Consider the following 21243-nt stretch of genomic DNA (forward strand, 5'->3'; position numbering starts at 1 on the left):
ACGTCATGGGCGCAGCACCGCCATCCTCGTCACCGTCAGTTCCTCGACCGCGAACCGCGGCCCCTCCCGGCCGATCCCGGAGTCCTTGACCCCGCCGTAGGGCATGGTGTCGGACCGGAAGCCGGGCACCTCGTTGACCACGACGCCGCCCACCTCCAGCTCGTCCAGCGCCCGGAACGCGGTGCGCAGCGAGCGGCTGAACACGCTCGCGTGCAGGCCGTAGCGCGACGCGTTGACCGCGGCGAACGCACTGTCCACGTCGGACACCGTGCGCAGGCAGACGACCGGACCGAAGATCTCCTCGTCCCAGCAGTCGACGCCGTCGGGCACGTCGGCGAGCACGGTCGGACGGATGACCGGACCGTCCGTGCCACCACCCGCGAGCAGCCGCGCACCCGCCGATGTCGCTTTGTCGACCCAGTCCAGGACACGGCGGGTGGATCGTTCGTCGATCAGCGCCGAGACCCGCGTCTTCTCGTCTCGCGGATCGCCGACGACGACCTCGCCGAGCCGGGCTAACACTCGTTCGGTGAACTCCGCCGCGACCGCGTCCACCACCAGCAGCCGCTGTACCGAGATGCACGCCTGCCCGGAGGCGTAGAACCCGCCACGCACCACCGCGTCCGCCGCGGCGTCGAGATCGGCGTCCTCGGCGACGACGAGCGCGGCGTTGGATCCCAGTTCCAGCAACGTCTTCGTCGGTGCGGCGTCGCGGGCGATCCGGTGCCCGACCGCGGCCGAGCCGGTGAACGAGACCGCGCCGATCCGCCGGTCGGTGACCAGCGCCGAACCGACCGCCGCGTCCCCGGTGACCAGCTGGACCATCGCCGGAATCTCCGTCACCGAGCGGACCAGATGGACCAGCCACAACGTGGCCAGCGGCGTCTGCGGCGCGGGTTTCACCACGACCGGGCAGCCGGCGGCGATGGCGGGCGCGATCTTGTGCGACGCCAGCAGCAGCGGGTAGTTGAACCCGGCGATCCCGACCACGACACCGATCGGCTTGCGCTTCCAGAACCCGACCAGCCCGTCCCCCGAGGGCAGCAGGTCGAGCGGCACGGTCTCGCCGTGCAGCCGCGAGACCTCCTCGGCCGCGGCCTGCCAGGTGACGATCGTGCGCGCGACCTCGACCCGGCAGTCCACCAGCGGTTTTCCGGTCTCCAGGACCAGCAGCCGCTCGAACTCTTCGCGGCGGGCCTCCAGCGCGGCGGCGACGTCGTTGAGGATCGCGCGCCGGGTCCGCGAAGGCAGCGCGGCCACCTCGCGGGCGACCGCGACCGCTTCGTCGATCGCCCGGCGCGCCAGCTCCGGCGACCCGACCGGGGCCTGACCGACGACGCTGCCGTCGTACGGGAAAACCACCGGCGTGGTGTCTACTGTGGACACCCAAGCGCCGCCGATCGGCAGGCCGTCCGGGTAGTCAGTCACCCTCGTTCCCTTCGCTCAGCCGGGCGAGGGCGGCACGCAGGCTGGGCGCGGCCGCGAGCAGTTCCCGGGTGTATTCGTGCCGGGGCGCGTCGTAGACCTGGTCGACATCGCCCAGCTCGACGATCTCGCCGCGCCGCATCACCGCGACGCGATCGCACACGTGCCGCACCACGCCGAGGTCGTGCGAGACGAACACCAGCGTCAGCGAGAACGTGTCCACCAGCGAAGCGAGCAGGTCGAGGATCTGGGCACGCACCGACACGTCCAGCGCGCTGACCGGTTCGTCCGCGATGAGCACGCTCGGGTTCGGAGCCAGCGCACGAGCGATCGAGATCCGCTGGCGCTGCCCGCCGGAGAACTGGTGCGGGTACCGCTCCGCCGCGTCGGCGGGCAGCCCGACCGCGGCGAGCATCTCGATGACGCGCTCGCGCCGTCCGGACGCGCGGCCGAGCGGCTCGGCCACGATGTCGCGGACACGCATGCGCGGATCGAGCGAGCCCATCGGGTCCTGGAACACGATCTGCAGTTCCGACCGCAGGAAGCCGAGCCTGCGCTCCGGCAGCGTGTCGACGCGCGTACCCCGGAACGTCACCGAGCCCGCCGTCGGCCGGTCGAGCGCGGCGAGCAGTCTGACCAAAGTGGACTTCCCGGACCCGGACTCGCCGACGATCCCGAACCGCTGCCCGGCCTCGACGGCGAAGGACACCCCGCGCAGCGCGTGGACGTCGCGCCGGGCGTATCGGCGCTCCAGCCCCTCGACCTCGATGATCGGCGTCATCGGCGGGCCTCCAGATCCGACGCGGCCAGCAGCTCGCGGGTGTACTCGTGCTTCGGCGCCGTCAGGACTTCGCGCGTGGTACCGGCTTCGACGAGCTCGCCGTCCAGCATCACCAGCACGCGTTCGCACACCTCCGCGACCACGGCGAGGTCGTGCGTGATGAACAGCAGCGCGCTCCGCTCGGCGAGCCGCGTCCGGATCAGGCCGAGGATCTGCGCCTGGACGGTGACGTCGAGCGCGGTGGTCGGCTCGTCGCAGATGAGCAGCTTCGGGTTGTTCGCCAGCGCGATGGCCAGCACGACACGCTGCCGCTGGCCACCGGAGAGCTGGTGCGGGTACGCGCGCGACGTCCCGGGCAGCCCGACGGAGTCGAGCAGTTCTTCGGCCGCTTTACGCGGTTCCCGGTGCGTGCCGTGGATCCGGATCGGCTCGGCGACCTGCCTGCCGACGCGCATCGCCGGGTTGAGCGCGGTCATCGGCTCCTGGAACACCATCGCCAGCTCGTTGCCGCGCAGCCGCGACATGTCCTTTTCGGACACTCCGAGCAGCTCGCGGCCGTCGAGCCGGATCGAGCCCGACGCGGTCAGCTCCTCGGGCAGCAGGCCCATGACCGACAACGCCGTCAGCGACTTCCCCGACCCGGACTCGCCGATCAGCCCGACCCGCTCCCCCGCCCCGATCTCGAACGACACGTCCCGCACGAGGTCACGTATCCCCAGCCCCCGCACCTCCAGCATCGGTGGCCTCTGAAGGCCACCTTGAGGGACTTGAGTGCCCTCAAGGTGGCCTTCAGAGGCTTTGACCTCGCTCATAGCCGGGCCGCCAATCGGGGATCGAGGCGGTCGCGCAGGCCGTCGCCGAGCAGGTTGAACCCGAGGACGGCCACCGCGATCGCGAGGCCGGGGACGAGCGCGAGTCGCGGGTAGGACGTCAGCAGCTCCTGCGACTCCTGGAGCATCCGGCCCCACGACGGCGTCGGCGGCCGGGTGCCGAACCCGAGGAACGACAGCGCGGCCTCGGCGAGCACGGCGATCGCGAACGACACCGACGCCTGCACGATCAGCAGCCCGGAGATGTTCGGGACCACGTGCCGGACGGCGATGGTCAGCCGTGACCGGCCCGCCGAGCGCGCCGCCAGCACGAACTCGCTGCTCAGGATCTGCAACGCGCCGGACCGCGCGATCCGCGCGAAGGACGGGATGGTCGCGATGCCGATCGCGACCATCGCGGTGAGCGTGTCCGCGCCGAACACCGCGCCGAACATGATCGCCAGCAGCAGCGCGGGGAACGCGAGCACGAGGTCGTTGACCCGCATGACGAACTCGCCGAGCCACCGCGGCGTCATCGCGGCGAGAATGCCGAGCGGGGTACCGATCACCGCCGCGATGCCGACCGCGACCACGCCGACGTACAGCGTGGTACGGGCGCCGACCATGAGCTGGCTGACCACGTCGCGGCCGAACTTGTCGGTACCGAACAGGTTCGCCCCGCCGGGCCCGAGCAACCGGTGCGCCGCGTCGACCTTGACCGGATCGTGCGGCGTCCACAGGAACGACACCAGCGCCGCGAGCACGACCAGCCCGACGAGCACCAGCCCGACGACCAGTCCGGTGTTGCGGGGACGGGCAGCCATCACGAACCCCGCAATCTCGGGTCGAGCACCGTGTACAGCACGTCGACCACGAAGTTCACCAGCAGCACACCCACCACCAGCACCAGCACGATCCCCTGCACGGTCAGCAGATCCCGCGCCGAAACCGCGTCGAGCAACATGCTGCCGAGGCCGGGCAGGACGAACACCCGCTCGACCACGACCGCGCCGATCAGCAGCGTCGCGAGTTGCAGGCCCAGCACGGTGACCACCGGGACGGCGGCGTTGCGCAGCCCGTGCCGGTACAGCGCCTGCCCCGGCCGCAGCCCCTTCGACCGCGCGGTGCGCAGGTAGTCCTGCCCCAGCGTGTCGAGCACGGCCGAGCGGACGTAGCGCGTCACGACCGCGCCCTGCACCAGCCCGAGCGACAACGCCGGCAGTACGAGGCCGCGCAGGAAGTCGCCGAAGTCCTGGTCCGGCGGCGTCCAACCGCCCGAGGGCAGCCAGCGCAGCCGCACCGCGAAGATCTGCACGAGAATGATCCCGGCGAGGAACGCGGGGATGGCGACGCCGAGCTGGGCCAGCCCGGACACCCCGGCGCCGGACGGCTTCCGGTGCCGCACCGCGGCGAACGTCCCGAGCGGTATCGCGAGCACGACCGCGATCAGCATTCCGGCACCGACCAGCCACAACGTCACGCCGAGCCGGTCGAGCAGTTGCGGGCCGATCGCTTCGCGCGTGACGTAGGAGCGGCCGAAGTCGCCGCGCAGGACGCCACCGATCCAGTCGAAGTACTGCGTGACCAGCGGCCGGTCGATGCCGAACTCCGCGCGGGTCTTCGCGATCAGCTCCGGCGTCGCGTTGACACCGAGCGCGACCTGCGCCGGATCGCCGGGCAACACGGCCATGAAGAGAAAGACCACGATGGACGCCGCGAACACGCTGACCAGCAGGATCGCGAGGCGTCGCAGCACCTTGACGCTCATCGCGGCGCCAGTCCGGTGAGGTCGAAGGACTCGCTGACCTGGTTGCGCACGAACCCGGTCACCTTCGACTTCGCCACGATGATGTTGGGGAACAGGAAAAGCCAGTCCGCCGCGGCGTCCTCGGTGAGCCGCTTCGCGACCTGGCGCATGTCCGCGACCTGCTGGTCCGGCGTCCCGCTGTCCGCCTCGGCCAGTAACCGCTGGACGTCCTTATTGTCGTATCCCCAGTAGTACTTCGGCTTCCCGAACGTCGCGATGTCGCGCGCCTCGACGTGCTGGATGATCGACAGGTCGTAGTCGTGGTCGGTGAAGACCTGCTTGAGCCACACCGCGGGGAAGTCGAGCGGCTCGATGGTCACGCGCACGCCGACGTCGGCCAGTTGCGAGGCGACGACCTGCGCGGCCGAGGTCGCGTAGGGCAGGTTCGGGATCCGCAGGCGCAGGCTCAGGTTCGTCACACCCGCCTCGGCGAGCAGGGACTTCGCCTTCGCCGGATCGAACGGGTAGTACCCCGAAAGGTCCTCGTACCAGGGGTCGGTCGGCGGGACCATACTGCCGATCAGCGTGCCGCGACCACCCCAGGCGGTGTCGAGCAGCGCCCTGCGATCGATCGCGGACATCAGCGCCCGCCGCACCCGCACGTCGTTCAGCGGGGCACGCGCGTTGTTCATCGCCATCGTGACCTCGCTGTTCGTGCTGCCCTGCACGACGGTGAACCGGTCGTCACCGGTGAACTGCGGGATCGAGTCCGGCGCGGTGATCGCCGAAATGACGTCGATGCCGTTGGACAGCAGGGCGTTGTTGAGCGCGGTCGGGTCCTTGATGTACTTGAGCACCACGGTCCGGTACGCCGGTTTCCGGCCCCAGTAGGCCGGATTCGCCCGAAGCACGACGGAATCGCCGCGCTTGCGGGAGGCCACGACGTAGGGCCCGGTGCCGATCGGCCTGTTCGCCAGGTCGCCGACACCGGTGCGGCTGAACATCGCGCCGATCCGGCTGGTGAGGCCGAACAGCCACCCGTTGCTCGGCTTGCCCAGCACCACCCGCGCGTGATCCGGCGCCACCACGTCGACGTGGTCCACAACGTCCATTGTGGACTTCACGGAGATCGTCCACGCCGTTTTCACCCGCATCAGCGAGAACCTGACGTCGTCCGCGGTGAACTCCGCGCCGTTGCCGAACTTCACGCCCGTGCGCAATTTGAAGTCGTAGGTCTTCCGGTCCGGGCTGATCGTCCACGACTCGGCCAGCAGCGGGACGATCCGGCTCTCCGAGTCGAGCTTCACCAGACCTTCGTAGACGTTGTAGAGCAGCGCCTGCGGGATCGCGGCGCCGTCGCTGGTGGTGAAGTCGAAGTTCGCGGGCTCGGCGGTGAACCCGACGGACAGCGTGTCCGGCCCGCCGGACACGCTCGCGGTGGAGCCCGCCGAGCAGCCGGACGTCACCAGCAGCAGCGCGAGCGCCGCGGCGGGCAGTCGGCTCTTCATACGCCCTCCACCGTGCCGTTCCTGGCGGTACACTGGTCTGACCAGTAACCTTCGCACCGCAGGACGCGGTGGTCAAGGGGGTACAGCGGGATGAGATTCGAGCCGGTCGCCCCGGTCCGTGCCTACGAACGCGTCGTCGAGCAGATCGAGGAGGCGGTGTTCAGCGGGCGGCTGAAACCGGGGGAACGGCTGCCCAGCGAGCGCGAGCTGATGACGCAGTTCGGCGTCGGCCGCTCGACCGTGCGTGAGGCGCTCCGGGTGTTGCAGGCGGCGGAGATGATCCGCTCCCGGCCGGGCGACCCGCGCGGGCCGGAGGTGCTGGCCGCGTCCCCGGCCGCGTTGCAGCGCTCGATGCAGCGGCTCGCCCGCGCCGAACACCTCGGGCTCGCGGAGCTGCTGCAGTTCCGGATGACGCTCGACGGTTCGGCGCATCTGCTCGCCGCCCAGCTGCGCACCGAGGACGACCTGGCCGAGCTGGACACCGCGCTCACCGCGATGCGCACGGGCGCCGAGGCGGGATTCCCCGAGTTCAGCCGCGCCGACGTCGCGTTCCACGAGATCATCGCGCGGGCGTCGGGGAATCCGCTGCTGGTGATCAGCAGCGAGGTCGTGCGCGGCGTCGTCCTCGAACTCATCGAGGACAAACTGGCGCACGCGCGGAACCGGACCTCGCTGATGCGGTCCTGGCTGACGCATCACGCCGACGTCCTCGAAGCGATCCGCGACGCGGACGGCGGCCTCGCCGCCCAGCTGGTCAAGCACGCGCTGTACGACAACTACGCCGAGTACGTGCCCACGGAGGATCACCGGCTGCTCACTCCGCTGCTGGATTGATCCGCCTGCGCCGTCCGGCGGACAATCCACTCCGGGTAACAGCGCCCGGGGTCCCTGCGACTCCCCCTACAATCCGGCGCACGGGGGGATGCCATGGATACGAACACGTTCCGGCGACAGGGTGTCGGACTCGCCCTTTCGGGCGGCGGATACCGCGCGATGCTGTTCCACACCGGGGCGTTGTGGCGGCTCAACGAACTCGGCTGGCTGTCGAAACTCACCACGGTGTCCAGCGTTTCCGGCGGCTCGATCGCCGCCGGCGTACTGGCACACGCCTGGCACCGGCTCCGTTTCACCGACGGCGTCGCGGAAAACCTCGACACCGAGTTCGTGCGGACGGTCCGGAAGCTCGCGCGGACCAAGCTCGACCTCCCGGTGGTGCTGACCGCGATGGCGATCCCCTGGCGCAGCGTCGGCGAGCAGCTGGCCCGCGCGTACGCCCGGCATCTGTTCGGGGACTGCCGCCTCGACGAGCTCAGCCCGGACGGCCCGAACTTCGTGTTCACCGCGACCAACATGCAGGACGGCACGCTCTGGTGGTTCTTCCGGCAGCACGGCGCGCACGGGAAGCTGCCACTCGCGACCGCGGTCGCCGCGTCCTCGGCGTTCCCGCCGGTGCTCTCCCCGGTGGTGATCCCGAATCCGCTGGCGGAGGCCGGGAAGCGCAAGATCGTGCTCGGCGACGCCGGCATGTACGACAACCTCGGCCTCGATCCGGTCGGCGGCGAATGCGCGACGGTGCTGGTGAGTGACGCCGGCAAGCGCATGCCCTACGTCGGCAACGTCGGGCGGAGCTGGCCGGTGCAGCTGAAGCGGGTGCTCGACGTGGCCGACAACCAGGTTCGCGAACTGCGCACCGGCTCCCTGCTGAAGTCCTATGTGGACAAGGACTTCGCCGGGACGTACTGGGGCAGCTACAGCGACATCACGAACTTCGAGCTGCCGGACACGTTGCCCGCGCCCGCGGAACGGACGCGCGTGCTCGCCGAGACGCCGACCCGGCTGACCAGGATGCCGGAACTCCTCCAGGACCGGCTGATCAACTGGGGCTACGCCGTGTGCGACGCCGGCATGCGCCGCTGGGTCTGTCCCGACGCGACAGCACCCGCCACGTTCCCGTACCCCGCGGCGGGTGTCGGCTGAGGCCCAGTCGCCGGTCCGTGAATGCCACATTGAGGGACTCTGAATCCCTCAATGTGGCATTCACGGACCTTCGAGCGCGGCCACGAGGTCCTGCCAGAGATCTTCGGGATCCTCCAGCCCGACGCTGAAGCGGAGCAGGCCCGGCGGCACGCGTTCCTCACCGGCGAGCCAGGCCCGCCGCTCGATGAGGCTCTCCACCCCGCCCAGGCTCGTCGCCGCGCGGATGAGCCGCACCGACGCGCAGACCCGGTCGGCGGCCTCGGCGTCCGGCAGCTCGAAGGCGAGCATCATGCCGCTGCCCGGATAACGCACCCGCGTCACGGCGGGATGCCCGGCCAGCCGCTCGGCGAGCAGCGCGGCGGTGGCCGACTGCTCCCGCAGCCGCACCGGCATCGTCCGCAGCCCGCGCAGCGCCAGCCACGCTTCGAGCGTGCCCGGTGTGGAACCGACCCTGGTCCGCGCGTCCCGCAGTTCGCGCGCGAGGTCCTCGTCCGCCGCGACGGTGACCCCGAGCAGCAGATCGCTGTGCCCGCCGATCAGCTTCGTCGCGCTGTGCACGACGATGTCCGCGCCCATGGTCAGCGGCCGCTGCACCAGCGGCGTCGCGAACGTGTTGTCCACGACGACCCGCCCGCGCGTGGCCGCGGCGATGGTGGCGATCTCCATGACGTCCAGCGTCGGGTTGGTCGGCGACTCCAGCCACACCAGATCCGCCCGCGCGGCCTCCTCGACCCACGCGGCGGTGTCGGTCGGCTCCAACTCGGTGACGGTCAGCCTCCCGAGCCGCTGCGCGTGCGCGAGCACCCCGCGGGTCACCGCGTAGCTGAACGTGGGCACGGCGACCCGCGCGCCGACCGGCAGCAGGTCCAGCACCGCGGACAGCGTCGCGACGCCCGAGGCGAACGCCGTCGCGTGCCCGCCTTCGAGCGCGCCGACGGCCTCTTCGAAGGCCACCCAGGTGGGCGTGCCCTCCGACCGGGCGTAGGTGAACTCGCCGCCCGCGCCGAACGAGCTCGCGGGCACGATCGGCGTGTTCAGCGGCTCGCCGGGCCCGTGCGGGCGCCCGGCCGCGATCGCCAGGGTGCGAGGTGACCAGTCGTTCATGCCGGTCACGCTATCCGGGGGTTAGTGCGTGAGCACGCCCGACTTCGTCACAAAGTCCCCGGCCACCTTCGGGTCCACCACCGGGACTCCGGCGGTCGACGGCGCCCTGTCCAGCGACTTCTTCTCCGCGAGCTGGTTCGCGATGATGCTCGCGATGCCGGTCTCGCCCGCCTTGTTCGGGTGATACGGCGCCGCGGCGAAGAGGTCGAGGTCCTTGCCCTGGATCCACGCCGCGCCACCGGTCGCGCAGGCGTCGTGGCCGAGTGACGGGCCGTAGGTGTCGATGTAGGTCGTCCGGCCGTCGGTCTTCGCCGCGTTCGCCAGCGCCTTGTTCAGTGCCCGCTCGACGCCGTCGACCCAGCGCACGTCGCCGTCGGCGAAGGGCAGGATGTCCGGGCAGTAACCGGCCGCCGGGGCGATCCTCGGGTAGCCGACGAGCAGCACCTTCGCCTTCGGGGAGCGCTGGTGGACGCCGCGGAGCACCTCGGTGACCCGCGCCTGGGTGGCGGTCAGCTTGGCCTTGATGGTGTCGACGCCGTCGACGGTGTACTTGTCGCGGCACGGCGTACCGGTCGGGTTCGACGCGGTCACCTTCGGACATTCGCCGACGAGCGTGCCGAACACGCCGAAGTCGTTGCCGCCGATCCCGACCGACACCAGGTCGGTGTCCGGCTTCAGCGCGTCGAACTGCGGCGCGGCCGTCCACAGTGGAATGCTCTGCGGCTTCGTCATGTTCGTGGTGTCCGCGCCACCACAGCTGACGTCCGTGTGCTTGGCGACCTTCAGGTTCGCGGCCAGCCAGGACGGGTAGTTGTTCGTCGAGCGGAAGCAGGTCAGCGGGTCGAGCCGCATCCACGGGACCAGTGGCGCCGAGGTGTAGGAGTCACCGAGCGACACGTAGTGCCGGTAGCCTGCCGACGCGGCCGAGGCCACTCCCGGTACGGCCGCGGCGGCGATCGCCGCGAGCGCGACGGCGGCGAATCTCTTGCGAAACATCGTTGTTTCTCCCCAAGCTTTTCAATGAGCAGAGTTTCAGTGTGCATAGATCTCGAACTCGTACAGCGAATAGCCGTACTTCGTGCCGCGCTGGACGCCGTTCATCCGGACGTACCGCGCGTCGGACGCGGCGAACGCGAGGTTGTCCGTCCCGCCCTTCCCGTTGGTCACCACGACGGCGTCGCGCCAGGTGGTCCCGTCGTCGGACAGCTGGATCTTGTACGCCTTGCCGTAGGCGGCCTCCCAGCGCAGGATTGCCCGCGCCACCCGCTGCACCGACCCGAGGTCGACGGTGATCGACTGGGTGTCGTTCCAGTCGCTCGCCCACCGCGTCGACGGGTTGCCGTCCACGGCGTTGCCGGGCGGGGAGTTGTAGAACCCGGTTTCGTGGCTCGTGGCGCTGACCGGTTTGCGGACGGCGAGATCGGCGACGTTGTCGCCCCGACGCGCCGGGTACTCGACCACCTGCTGGAAGGTGGGCCGGTTCTGGGTGCTGATCTTGTCGTGGGTGATGCCGCCGAGCGGACGCTGGATGATCGAGTCGGCGCACCACTGGTCGCCCGCCTTGCAGTCGCCGTCGCCCGGGTACACGGTGTTCGCGGGCTGCGCGGCCGCCTGGGTCAGCGAGTCGACCAGCATCTGGCGGCACGCGGCGACCTCGCCGCCACCACAGAACTTCGCGCCCAGCGGGCCCGCGACCGGCTGGCCGAGCACGCTCCGGAGGTCCTTGCTGACGTAACCCCACCAGCCCGCCTGGTACGAGGACCCCTGGTGCGGCTGGCCGACGTGCTTGCCCGGCTCCTCGTTCTGGAACCCGGACGGGCTTTCGTTGATCTTGAGGACGTCGGTCATCGGCTTGAACGCGTCACCCATGCTCGGCTTGAACTCGCCCATGACCAGCAGCGGCCACCACGCGTCCATGATCCGGATCGCGTCGGCGTCCGCATAGGTCTTGCTGCCGGGCGTGGTTTCCGAGCGCAGCCCGCCGTTGGCCAGCCACGCCTTCAACTTCGCTTCGGCGTCCGCGGCCGGGCCGGACACCGGGCTCTTGTCGAGCACCTGCAGCAGCAGCGGAAGCACCTTCTCCGCGCGGAGATCGGCGAGCGCCGCCTCCGCCATCGCCTGGGTCAGGTTCACCCTGGTGACCTTGGTACCGCTGGAGATCAGCTTCTTGACCCGCGCGTCGAGCAGGTCGCCTCGGTGCACCGCCGACTTGTCCGCGCCCGCGGCGGCGTAGCCCTTGGCCTGCGCGTTGTTCCAGCTGATGAAGTAGTCCTGGTTGACCGCCTGCGGATGCTGCGCCGCTGGCGTGTACTGGGCGAGGTTCCCGTCCGGGTTCCAGCCCTGCCAGTCGAAGCCCCGGTCGCCCCACACCGGCATCGACGGGTCCACAGTGGACTTACGGACCGGGTTCGCGCCGGAGTTGAAGTACGCGGTGTCCTTCGAGTCGGCGTAGAACCAGTTGAAGGTGAACCCGACGTCGTTCGCGGCGCGCTGGAAGTCCTGCGCGGAGTGGATCGCGTCCGGGTCGTTGAACTCCTGGAACCCGATGAGCGAATCGACCTCGTGGAAGTAGGTCGAGCGCAGCGCGGCGTACGCGACCGGTTTGCCGCCGACCGTCGCGCGGTGCGTCACGGGGCCGTACTTTGTGCGGTAGCTGCGCAGGGTGTAGGAACCGGCCGGGGTGCCGTCGGCGACCGTCGGCGTCCAGGCGTTCTTGCGCTCCACGGTGTCCATCGGGAGGCACCGGCCCTGGTAGCGGTAGTAGTTCGAGTCCTTGGTCGGCGTGCCGCCGCTCGGGTCGCACAGTTCGAGCGCGTAGGTGTCGATGATGTCCTGTGCCGAGGTCGTGGCGCTCCACGAGTAGTCCTGGCCGCGGCCGAGCAGCACGTACAGGCTGATCCCGGCGAACGAGGCACCGCGCGCGCTGATCCCCGGCCCCTGCAGTTCTTCGAGCATCAGCAACTGCGGGGCGAAGTACCCGGTCTGCGGGCCGAACACCGCCACCGGGTGCCCGCTCTCGGTCTTGGCGCCGGACACCACGAGCGCGTTCGACATCCCGTGCTTCTCGCTGAGCATGTTCCCCGGGAGGACACCGCCGTCGAAGATGCCGCGCGCGGACTCCTGGTCCTGGGGTGCCGGGACCTTGGCCTTCGCCGCGTTCGCGTTCGCCGCCGAGCCGGTCGGGTCGAACACGAGTTGCTGGGAGGTCACCGAACCCTTGTCCGGGATCGCCGCGCCCTGCGGGTTCGCCGGGGTGTTGGCGTAGGGGAAGGTCTGGCCGTCGTGCAGCGTCCTGACGGCCTCGGGGTCGTCCTCGGACCGCAAGCTCTTCCAGATCTTCTCGCCCTGTTCGAGTCCGTACTTCTCCTGCAGCGCGAGCTTCGCGATGGCGTTCTGCACCTCGCCACCGCCACCGCCGCCGAACTGGGCGCCGACGAGCGCGGCGAGCACCACCATGTCGGTCAGCTTGAACGGTTCGATCTTCCCGGCGTTGGTGATCGCGTCGATGTGGCCGGTCAGCACGTACTCGCCGGGGAAGTAGCGGCCGTTGTGGGAGTCGGTGATGTACTTGTTGATCCCGTCGAGGTAGGCCTGCGCGTCGGCGAGCCCCTGTTTGCCCCGCGGCCCGGCGTTCGCGACTCGCTCGATCTGCTGCTGCAGTTCGGCCTCGGTGTAGGGCGCCCCGGCGAAGAAGCCCTGCTCCAGCTGCCGGTTCGCGGGCGCGCCACCCGCGTACGGGGTCAGCTGGCCGCGGCCGACCCGGCGCATGATGTCCATGAGCCACAACCGGTCCTGCCCGGCCGCGTACCCCGCGCCGAACTCGGTGCCCGCGCGCGTGGTGCCCTGGATGTGCGGAACGCCGGCGGCCTTGTCCCGGGTGATCGTGACGTCCTCACGGGGTTTGACGACGCTTTCCACCTGGTCGGCGGGCACCCCGAAGGACGAGTCGTTGAAGAACTGGTTGATCGTGCCGGTGGTCAGTCCTTTGTAGCCGGACGCGAGGTTCGCGTACTTCCCGAGCTGATCGGCGGCGTGCGCCGGCCGGGTCCCCAGCGTCTTGTGCGCCAGGATGTCCGCGAGCGTGGCGTTACCGTTCTGTCCCGGCGGCAGGATGTCCCCGCACTGTCCGGCGCAGTAGTCGTTCCCGGGAAGAGCCGGTGCGACGGGCGGCGGGGCGGCGCTCGCGGTGACCTGTGTCAGACCCGCGAGCAGGCCCACCAGCGCGGATACGGTCAAGGTGCGGATGCGTCGTCGCATGCCCCGGACTCCCGTCTTCGTGGAGTGACGGAGAGCACGCTACCGACGGGTACAAGAATTGTGAAGACGATTCGCGTTCTACTCACCCGGGTTCAGCCGGACGTTGTACTCCGTTCGGCGCAGCTCACACGCCGTAGGTACGGTGACCCCCATGACGTTGGAAAAGCCCCAGATCGACCGCCCGGACGGCCCACCGCCCGCGGAGCTTCAGGTCACCGACCTCACCGTTGGCGACGGCCCGGTCGCCGCCGCCAACTCGAATGTGAACGTGCACTACGTCGGCGTTTCGTATTCGACCGGCGAGCAGTTCGACGCGTCCTGGGACCGCGGCGAAGCACTGCAGTTCACCCTCGGCATCGGACAGGTCATCCCCGGCTGGGACCAGGGTGTCACCGGAATGAAGGTCGGCGGCCGTCGCAAGCTGGTCATCCCGCCGCAGTTGGCCTACGGCGAACGCGGCGCCGGCGGCGTCATCAAGCCGAACGAGACACTGATCTTCGTCGTCGACCTCGTCGGCGTGAGCTGAGAGTCAGCATTCATCACCCAGTGTCACCCGAACAGGAACTTACCCCGCGCGGCACGCCGTCGTAGCCTCGGAAGCCGATCATCGGCCGACCGGGCCGATGCCGTGTCGAAGGGGATCGAGTGCGCGTTCGCGCTGTTTTTTCCGCCGGGATTCTCGCACTGGGGTGCGCCACCGCCGGGCTGGCGACAGCCTCGCCCGCCGCGGCGGTGGCCAACGGGTCGGACGTACCGCAGGGCCAGTACGAATTCGCCGCGAAGCTGACGCTGACCGGTGTCCCGCAGCCCGGCGGGGGTACCTACGGCAGCGTCTGCTCGGGCTCGCTCGTCGCCCCGAAATGGGTTCTCACCACCGGGCACTGCTTCCACGACGTCAACCACAACCGCGTCGCGGGCCCCGTCCCGTACCCGACCACGGCCACCCTCGGCACGTCCGACCAGACGGCCAAGCCAGGTGAGACCCGCAAGGTCACCCAGGTCCTCCAGGCCGGCCCCAACGACGTCGCGCTGGCCGAACTCGACCAGCCGGTCACCGGCATCACCCCGCTCACCGTGAACCGGGCGATCCCGGCCGCCGGGCAGCGGCTCACCCTTGCCGGCTGGGGCAGCCTGACCGCCGTGAATCCCAAGCCCTCCACCAAACTCCAGCAGGGCGTGGTCGAGGTCGGCCAGGTCTGGCCCACCACCGTCGGTGTGCACGGGGTCAGCCCCGCCAACACCACCAGCGCCTGCGCCTACGACTCCGGCGCGCCGTACTTCCTGCCCTCCGGCGCGGGCGGCCAGCTCGTCGCCGTCGAGAGCAACGGGCCCGACTGCCCGCACTCGGGACTGGAGACGGCGGCGCGGGTGGACCTGATCGCGGACTGGATCACCAGCCACATCGGCTGATTCGGGCCGCACCGGCTCGGGTATCGGCTACCTTGGGTAGTGCGGCCACCACCGCCCACCGCCACCCCGAGGAGAGCCGATGCCCGAGCCCATCCTGATGGCGGTCGCGACAGCCCTCGCGACCAAGGCCGCCACCGGTCTCGTCGACCTCGTCAAGAAGAAGTTCTCCGGTGACAAGAAGGCTGTCGCCGCGCTGGAAGCAGCCGACGCCGACAAGCCCGAGACCGTCACGGCACTCGCCGAGCGGCTCGAAGCCGCCGAAAGCGCCGACAAGGAATTCGCCGAGGAACTCCGCGCGGAGTGGGAGCGCGTCAACGTCCAGCAGCACGCGGAATCCGGCGGCGTCACCAACCAGGTCTCCGGCAACGTCAGCGGCAAGGTGCTGCAGGCAGGTGACATACACGGCAACGTGAGCTTCTGACCTCGCCCGCTTCCACTGGGTAGCATCGCCCTTCGTGCCCACCCCGTCCCTGCCGACCGCGCTCACCCCGCGCTGGCGGACCGTGCGCACCGAACGCACCGTGCTCGCCGTCGTGCACAACATCACCGCAGCGACCCGGCTGTTCGACGTCATCGCGCTGTACGCCACCGACCACCGGATCCAGACCGTCTTCACCTGCCCGGGATCGAGCGCCTTCACCGCGGGGACCGAGGAGTACCTTCGCAGCCGCGGCGTCACCGTCCTGCCCTGGGCGGAGGCGGTACGCCTGCCCTTCGACTGGGCGATCGCCGCGAGCTGGGGCGGCGACCTGCACGAACTGAGCGCGCCATTGACGGTCATTCCGCACGGAATGGGCTACAATAAATTCTTGGAAACCGGAAACCGGAAACCGGAAACCGGAAACCGGAAACCGGAAACCGGAAACCGGAAACCGGAAACCGGAAACCGGAAACCGGTTTTCGGGTTGTCGTCACCGTGGCTGCTGCACAACGGTGTCCCGGTCGCCAGGCACGTCGTCCTCTCCCATGACGAACAGCTCGACCGGCTACGCCAGTCCTGTCCCGAGGCCGTCGAACGCGCTGTCGTGGCAGGCGATCCCTGTCTCGACCGGCTTCAGTCCGCGCTCGCCCTCCGGGAAAACCACCGCCAGACCTTCGGTGCCAGGCCCGCCCAGCGGCTGATTTTCCTTTCGTCCACCTGGGGCGAAAAATCGTTGTTCGGCCGGAGCCCCGAGCTGCCACGGAAACTCGCCGAACGGCTTCCGCTGGATTCCTACCGGCTCGTCCTGGCCCTGCACCCGAACATCGGCCAGGGCCATTCCCGGTGGCAGCTGGAAATGTGGCTCGCCGACTGCCGGAACGCGGGCGTGCACGTCCTGCCCGCCGAAGACGCCTGGCTGTCCGCACTCGTGGCCGCGGACCTGACGATCGGCGATCACGGCTCGGTGACGTTCTACTCCGCCTGCCTCGGCACCCCGATCCTGCTCGCAGAGGCCCCCGAAGACACCGTCGATCCGGATTCCCCGATCGCCCGGCTGCTTCGCGCCGCCCCGCACTTCACCATGGACGCCGATCCGCTTCCGCAACTGGAACAGACGATCGCCGAGCACGACCCACCTCGTTACACCGAGATCACCGACCTGGCGACCTCCCTGCCCGGCAAGTCCGCGGACACCCTGCGCGCCCTGCTCTACCAGGGCATGGACCTTCCGCAACCCCCACGACCGGCCACTTTTCTCGCGCTGCCCCGGCCTTCGCTTCCCGCGGTCACCCCGTCGGCGCTGTCGGTCCGGGTCACCGTCGAGTCCACCGCGACCACCCTGTCCGGTGTGCTGTCCCGCTATCCGACCGCGACGCCGCCCCGTGCCGACGACGCCCACCTCGTCGTCTACGCCGACGAACCCGGTGCCGGCTCGCTGGAACTCGCCGACGTCGTCATCGGCAACGCCCGCACCGATCCGGTGCACTGGGCCGGAACGACGCTGCGCGCGCTGCCCGGCTGCCGATGGGTCGCGACCCCGGCGACGGCTTCGTCCTGGCTGGCCGTGAGCGCGAGCGGGCTGGTGGTCGAACTGCTCGCCGACGACGTTCCGGACGGCTTCGTCTCCCTGCTCGCCGCGTGGGACGCCGAGCCCCCACCCGAACTGCGTGTCGAACTCGCCGGGCAAGTGCACACCGCGAAGATCAGGACAATCCGTCCAGCCGATTCTTGACGTCGACTGCTTCTTCGGTGAACCCCCGCAGTGCGTAGATGTTCAAGGCGTCCTTGAGATGCACGCGAGCCGCCTCGACGTCGTCGCGGTCCAGCGCGAGATCCGCCAACGCCTCACTCGCCTCCGCCCGCTCCCGATGCCCGGCGTGCGCGGCCAGTTCGCCGAGGATTTCGGCAGCCCGCGCGTGGTCACCAAGTTCGCGGAGCTTCTTACCCCGCCAGAGCGCGACCTTCGCGCGGTTCACCGGTTCCGCGTCCAGCACCTTGGCGGCCTGGTCGAGCAGTGCCAGCGCCGTGTCCGGTTCCTCGGTCTTCGCCAGGTGGAACCGCGCGAGCGCTTGCCGCCGCTCACCTCCGAACTCCTCGGCCAGCTCCAGGTTCCGCCGGAATTCCGCCCGCGCTTCCGTGACCAGGCCCTTGCCCAACAGGACCAGACCCCGCGTCTCGACGATCGTGGCGTCGGCTTCACGTGAAACCACGTTCGCCGCGTGTGCACCCGCAGCGTCCAATAAGGACAGTGCGTCGTCCCAGGCACGGCTTTCGAGCGCGGCGAAAGCTCGCTGTACCGCGAGCACCGTGGCCGCGAGGTCGTTCGACCAGACCACCGCCGACTCGAAGCCGAGCCGGTTGACCTCCGCCATCTCGGCCGCGTAGCCCCGCCGCAGATGGATCGGCCACAGCGCGAGGCACAGCCGGACGACGTCCTCGTGCGCGCCCAGCCGATGCGCCGCCTTCGCCGCCTCGACGAGGTTCACCCGCTCCGTCAGCAGCCACTCCGTGGCCTCGTCCGGAGACCACCGAAGCGCGCTCTCCGGACGATCCGGCCAGATCTGCTTTGTCCAGTCCCGTTTCTGGACCAGCGCCTGCGCCTCCCACCCGCGCCAGGCGTACCAGGCCACGATCTCGCGCAGCAGCCCGTCATCGGCCGCCTTGCTCTTGGCGTGGTCCTTGACCAGCCCGGAAACGAGGTACCGTTCCTCCCGAGTTTCCTGCGCCAGCCGCATCCGCAAAAGCTGCTCGACGTACTCGTCAGTCTCCTCACCGAGCACCGCGGCGAGCGCGGCGCTCGACATGTCACCACCGGGATGCACGCCAAGCGCGAGGTAGCACCGCTGGACAACGGGCGAGAGCCGATCGAAGGCGAGATCGAACACCGCGTCCTGCGGCAACGCTCCTACGACGCCACCACGACGTTCGAGATTGCGCAGCAGCCGAGCGGGCTTCCAGTTCTCGTTCTCGGCGAACATCGACCCGACCACGTTGAGCGCGGCGACCGAACCGTCGCACATCGCGACCAGCTCGTCGACCGCCTCCGGGTCCCCGCCGAGCCGTTCCTCGCCCGCGATCTGTGCCAGCAGCACCCGGGAGGTTTCCGGGCCGAGCGGTTCGAGCGTGACGAGCGCGGCGCCGTGCCGCACCCGCAACCCGCCGAGCCCACTCGCCTCGATCACCAGTACCACTGACGGCCCCGGCCCCGGCAGCAGCGGTTTGACCTGTGCCTCGGACAACGCGTCATCGATGACGAGCGCGAGTTGCCTGCCGTTGCTCCAGTCGCGCCACATCGCCGAGAGACCCTCAACCGTTGCCGGAAGCCTTCCGTCGGCGAACCCCGCACCGCGAAGCAGCCCGGCAAGGACGTCCTTGACCGACATACGACCGAGTGGAGCCGAAAAGTCGCCGTCGGGAAACTCGGCACGATGCCGATGAATCCACTCCCGAGTCAGCTCGGTACGCCCGCTTCCCGGGGTACCGCGAATGATCGCCAAGCAGGGCCTGTCCGGTTTCCGGCCGGCCAGTACACGGTCCAGTTCCAGGAGCTGGACCTCGTTGTTCGTGTAGTACCTCGCGGGCACTTCGTTCTGCCGGGCCACGGTCTTCGGTTCGTCCGGCGCACCGAAACTCAGGCCGCCGTAGATGGTGTGTGCCTGGACGACGATCCGTGCCTCGCCGTCGAACGAATTGCGGTGATCCGTCACCCCTGGCACCCCCTCCCGGCGCGGCCCACGCTACCGCACGATCACGGTCCGTCACACCCCTGAACCGGCCCGACGGCCGCCTGCTCGAAGCCCTCGACCTCCATGACAAAGGCCACACCGCGCACGGGCCGCGCTCCGGAGACCCACTCGATCGCCTTGTGGTCAGGAGTCGAAGGCACTCGGCCAGTCCGCCCGGCCACTCAGCTCGGCGACGACCTGGCGTCGTGGTGCTCGTCGAGTGGTTCGGCCCCGTCCTCGGCGAGGTGACGATTCAGGTCTAGGCGTCACGAAAATCGACGCGCAGTTCGCCCCGAGAAGGCAAGAACCCAAGCCGAACGGGCAAACCGCCACGCAACCCTCCCGAAGGCAAGGGCCGCCAGGCCCAACGCCGAAACCACGCAGCCACGGAATCTCACCAAGGCCAGGGCCGCCAGGCCCGAAGCCGAAGCCACGCGGTCTCGCTTCTCCCGAAGGCCAGGGCCGCCAGGCCCGAGGCCGAACGCCCCCACGCTGGTTCGGGAGCGACCGCACCGTGGGGGTCCGGGGGCTCGGCCCCCGGGAGGGATAAGGACAACGGGAAAGGGCCCCCGGCGAAGCCGGGGGCCCTGAACAGCGTGCGCGAGGAGGGAGTTGAACCCTCACGTCCTTTCGGACACACGGACCTGAACCGTGCGCGTCTGCCATTCCGCCACTCGCGCGAGTCACTTTGACAGCTCGTACAGCTTAGCAGGGGGTTTGAACGGGTTTCACCGGGGGCCGTGTCCAGTCGCGCTTACCCGGATAGGATCGATGCGGAAGCACACGTGTGAGGAGGTTTTGCCCGGTGGGCCGCGTTGAGCGCTTTGACAGGCGCCTCGAGAACCTGGTGGGTAATACCTTCGCGCGCATGTTCGGTGGCAATGTCGTCACTCAGGAAGTGGCGGTTGCGCTTGAGCGAGAGAGCGAGGAGAACGTTCGTGAGCTGGCAGGCGGTCGGCAGCTCGCCCCGAATCACTACATCGTGTCGTTGGGGTCGGCTGATCACGAGCGCATGGCCGGAGACGAGCAGCGAGTCACCAGTGCGCTGGCCAGGGCTGTGGCGGAACATCTCGCCGAGCACGGCTGGGACACCTATGGTGACGTCGTCGTGTCACTCGAGCGCAACGAGGCGCTGCATACTGGACAGTTCAAGACCCGTTCGTCCGTCGATCCCGACGTCAGGCCCTCTGACGCCGCTGGTTCGTCACGGTCGGCACTACCCAGCAACGCAGGAGACCCAGCAATGAGCCAGCCCCCCGGCTACGGCCAAGGCCAATACGACAAGGGTGACCCGTACGGCCAGCAGCAGCACGGCCAGTACGGCTACGGACAGCAGGGTGGCCAGCAACAGCCCGGGTACGACCAGGGCTATGGCCAGCAGGGCGGCTACGACCAGGGCCAGGGTTACGGGCAGCCGCAGCAGCCCGGCTACGACCAGGGCTACGGCGGCCAGCAGCAGCCCGGCTACGACCAGGGCTATGGCGGCCAGCAGCCCGGTTATGACCAGGGCTACGGCGGTCAGCAGCAGCCTGGTTACGACCAGTACGGCGGCCAGCAGCAGCCCGGGTACGACCAGGGTTACGGGCAGCAGGGCGGCGGTTACGACCAGGGTTACGGCGGCCAGCAGCAGCCCGGCTACGACCAGTACGGCGGCCAGCAGGGCGGCTACGACCAGTACGGCCAGCAGCAGGGGTACGGCCAGCCCGCGGGTGACCCGTACGCGCAGCAGGGCGGCGGTTACGGCGGCGGCGGTGCGCGGCAGCTGGCGGCGAGCCTGCAGCTGGACGACGGGTCGAACCGGACGTACTCACTCAAGCAGGGCGGGAACGTGGTCGGCCGGGGTCAGGACGCCGACTTCCGGCTCCCGGACACCGGGGTTTCGCGGCGGCACCTGGAGATCACCTGGGACGGGCAGAGCGCGACGCTCGCCGACATCGGGTCGACCAACGGCACCACGGTGAACGGCACCCCGGTGCAGACGTGGCAGCTCGCCGACGGCGACGTCATCCGCGTCGGTCACTCGTCCCTCGTGTTCCGAACCCAGGGCTGAGCGGCAGGCGCTGAGTAGGTTCGGTGCAG

The 21243-nt window shown here is 69.6% G+C and carries 17 protein-coding genes and 1 tRNA gene; 7 read left to right on the forward strand and 11 right to left on the reverse strand.

What is annotated here, in order from left to right:
* Positions 1–3: 3 nt before the first annotated feature.
* The 6 genes from ABD987_RS36865 to ABD987_RS36890 form a co-directional block, all read right to left on the reverse strand.
* A complete protein-coding gene (locus ABD987_RS36865; protein WP_345405388.1) occupies positions 4–1428 on the reverse strand; it encodes an aldehyde dehydrogenase family protein in 1425 nt (474 codons plus the stop codon).
* Positions 1421–2206, reverse strand: a complete 786-nt coding sequence (locus tag ABD987_RS36870) for an ATP-binding cassette domain-containing protein (protein WP_345405391.1) — start codon at positions 2204–2206, stop codon at positions 1421–1423. The genes ABD987_RS36865 and ABD987_RS36870 overlap by 8 nt, the downstream gene beginning before the upstream one ends.
* Positions 2203–2943 carry an ABC transporter ATP-binding protein gene (locus ABD987_RS36875; RefSeq protein ID WP_345405394.1) on the reverse strand — a complete coding sequence of 247 codons (741 nt, stop codon included), beginning with the start codon at positions 2941–2943 and terminating at the stop codon, positions 2203–2205. The genes ABD987_RS36870 and ABD987_RS36875 overlap by 4 nt, the downstream gene beginning before the upstream one ends.
* A gap of 71 nt (positions 2944–3014) precedes the next feature.
* Positions 3015–3839, reverse strand: coding sequence for an ABC transporter permease (locus ABD987_RS36880; RefSeq protein ID WP_345405397.1), 825 nt, complete (start codon positions 3837–3839; stop codon positions 3015–3017).
* The gene (locus tag ABD987_RS36885) at positions 3839–4783 is read right to left on the reverse strand and encodes an ABC transporter permease (RefSeq protein ID WP_345405400.1); all 945 of its coding nucleotides are present in this window, start codon (positions 4781–4783) and stop codon (positions 3839–3841) included. The genes ABD987_RS36880 and ABD987_RS36885 overlap by 1 nt, the downstream gene beginning before the upstream one ends.
* Entirely contained in the window at positions 4780–6270 is a 1491-nt protein-coding gene (locus ABD987_RS36890) for an ABC transporter substrate-binding protein (RefSeq protein ID WP_345405403.1), read from the reverse strand. Before ABD987_RS36890 ends, ABD987_RS36885 begins: the two co-directional genes overlap by 4 nt.
* Before the next feature lie 90 nt (positions 6271–6360).
* On the opposite strand from ABD987_RS36890, the gene ABD987_RS36895 reads away from it, so the two are divergent.
* Positions 6361–7104, forward strand: coding sequence for a FadR/GntR family transcriptional regulator (locus tag ABD987_RS36895; RefSeq protein ID WP_345405406.1), 744 nt, complete (start codon positions 6361–6363; stop codon positions 7102–7104).
* Between the two features lie 93 nt (positions 7105–7197).
* Positions 7198–8247 (forward strand): patatin-like phospholipase family protein, encoded by a 1050-nt coding sequence (locus tag ABD987_RS36900; protein WP_345405409.1) that lies wholly within the window; start codon positions 7198–7200, stop codon positions 8245–8247.
* 60 nt (positions 8248–8307) lie between these two features.
* Here the strand turns inward: ABD987_RS36900 and ABD987_RS36905 are convergent, their stop codons facing one another.
* Genes ABD987_RS36905 through ABD987_RS36915 form a run of 3 tightly spaced genes read right to left on the reverse strand, consistent with a single transcriptional unit; the run spans position 8308 to position 13608 of the window.
* Positions 8308–9351, reverse strand: coding sequence for a trans-sulfuration enzyme family protein (locus tag ABD987_RS36905; RefSeq protein ID WP_345405412.1), 1044 nt, complete (start codon positions 9349–9351; stop codon positions 8308–8310).
* Between the two features lie 21 nt (positions 9352–9372).
* Entirely contained in the window at positions 9373–10347 is a 975-nt protein-coding gene (locus ABD987_RS36910) for an SGNH/GDSL hydrolase family protein (protein WP_345405415.1), read from the reverse strand.
* 36 nt (positions 10348–10383) lie between these two features.
* Positions 10384–13608 carry a penicillin acylase family protein gene (locus tag ABD987_RS36915; protein ID WP_345405418.1) on the reverse strand — a complete coding sequence of 1075 codons (3225 nt, stop codon included), beginning with the start codon at positions 13606–13608 and terminating at the stop codon, positions 10384–10386.
* Between the two features lie 151 nt (positions 13609–13759).
* On the opposite strand from ABD987_RS36915, the gene ABD987_RS36920 reads away from it, so the two are divergent.
* From ABD987_RS36920 to ABD987_RS36935, 4 genes are all read left to right on the forward strand, one after another.
* Positions 13760–14134, forward strand: coding sequence for an FKBP-type peptidyl-prolyl cis-trans isomerase (locus ABD987_RS36920; RefSeq protein WP_345405421.1), 375 nt, complete (start codon positions 13760–13762; stop codon positions 14132–14134).
* Positions 14135–14253: 119 nt separating this feature from the next.
* Entirely contained in the window at positions 14254–15018 is a 765-nt protein-coding gene (locus ABD987_RS36925) for a S1 family peptidase (RefSeq protein ID WP_345405424.1), read from the forward strand.
* 79 nt (positions 15019–15097) lie between these two features.
* The gene (locus ABD987_RS36930) at positions 15098–15439 is read left to right on the forward strand and encodes a hypothetical protein (protein ID WP_345405427.1); all 342 of its coding nucleotides are present in this window, start codon (positions 15098–15100) and stop codon (positions 15437–15439) included.
* A gap of 34 nt (positions 15440–15473) precedes the next feature.
* Entirely contained in the window at positions 15474–17171 is a 1698-nt protein-coding gene (locus ABD987_RS36935) for a hypothetical protein (protein WP_345405430.1), read from the forward strand.
* On the opposite strand, the gene ABD987_RS36940 is transcribed toward ABD987_RS36935, so the two are convergent.
* Entirely contained in the window at positions 17143–19146 is a 2004-nt protein-coding gene (locus ABD987_RS36940; RefSeq protein WP_345405433.1) for a hypothetical protein, read from the reverse strand. The two genes, ABD987_RS36935 and ABD987_RS36940, sit on opposite strands and share 29 nt — an antisense overlap.
* Positions 19147–19761: 615 nt before the next feature.
* Positions 19762–19844: transfer RNA gene (locus ABD987_RS36945), tRNA-Leu, on the reverse strand.
* Between the two features lie 125 nt (positions 19845–19969).
* Between ABD987_RS36945 and ABD987_RS36950 the strand changes: the two genes are divergently transcribed.
* On the forward strand, positions 19970–21214 hold the full coding sequence (locus tag ABD987_RS36950) for an FHA domain-containing protein (RefSeq protein WP_345405436.1): 1245 nt from the start codon (positions 19970–19972) through the stop codon (positions 21212–21214).
* The last annotated feature ends 29 nt before the right edge of the window (positions 21215–21243 follow it).

Origin of the sequence: Amycolatopsis samaneae, from assembly GCF_039541975.1 — a bacterium.
Lineage (GTDB): Bacteria > Actinomycetota > Actinomycetes > Mycobacteriales > Pseudonocardiaceae > Amycolatopsis > Amycolatopsis samaneae.

What these genes read in the sequence shown, in the direction of transcription:
- ABD987_RS36870 (WP_345405391.1), bottom strand. Translation starts at nt 2,206, where the DNA reads ATGACGCCGATCATCGAGGTCGAGGGGCTGGAGCGCCGATACGCCCGG.
- ABD987_RS36875 (WP_345405394.1), bottom strand. Translation starts at nt 2,943, where the DNA reads ATGCTGGAGGTGCGGGGGCTGGGGATACGTGACCTCGTGCGGGACGTG.
- ABD987_RS36880 (WP_345405397.1), bottom strand. Translation starts at nt 3,839, where the DNA reads ATGGCTGCCCGTCCCCGCAACACCGGACTGGTCGTCGGGCTGGTGCTC.
- ABD987_RS36885 (WP_345405400.1), bottom strand. Translation starts at nt 4,783, where the DNA reads ATGAGCGTCAAGGTGCTGCGACGCCTCGCGATCCTGCTGGTCAGCGTG.
- ABD987_RS36890 (WP_345405403.1), bottom strand. Translation starts at nt 6,270, where the DNA reads ATGAAGAGCCGACTGCCCGCCGCGGCGCTCGCGCTGCTGCTGGTGACG.
- ABD987_RS36895 (WP_345405406.1), top strand. Translation starts at nt 6,361, where the DNA reads ATGAGATTCGAGCCGGTCGCCCCGGTCCGTGCCTACGAACGCGTCGTC.
- ABD987_RS36900 (WP_345405409.1), top strand. Translation starts at nt 7,198, where the DNA reads ATGGATACGAACACGTTCCGGCGACAGGGTGTCGGACTCGCCCTTTCG.
- ABD987_RS36905 (WP_345405412.1), bottom strand. Translation starts at nt 9,351, where the DNA reads ATGAACGACTGGTCACCTCGCACCCTGGCGATCGCGGCCGGGCGCCCG.
- ABD987_RS36910 (WP_345405415.1), bottom strand. Translation starts at nt 10,347, where the DNA reads ATGTTTCGCAAGAGATTCGCCGCCGTCGCGCTCGCGGCGATCGCCGCC.
- ABD987_RS36915 (WP_345405418.1), bottom strand. Translation starts at nt 13,608, where the DNA reads ATGCGACGACGCATCCGCACCTTGACCGTATCCGCGCTGGTGGGCCTG.
- ABD987_RS36920 (WP_345405421.1), top strand. Translation starts at nt 13,760, where the DNA reads ATGACGTTGGAAAAGCCCCAGATCGACCGCCCGGACGGCCCACCGCCC.
- ABD987_RS36930 (WP_345405427.1), top strand. Translation starts at nt 15,098, where the DNA reads ATGCCCGAGCCCATCCTGATGGCGGTCGCGACAGCCCTCGCGACCAAG.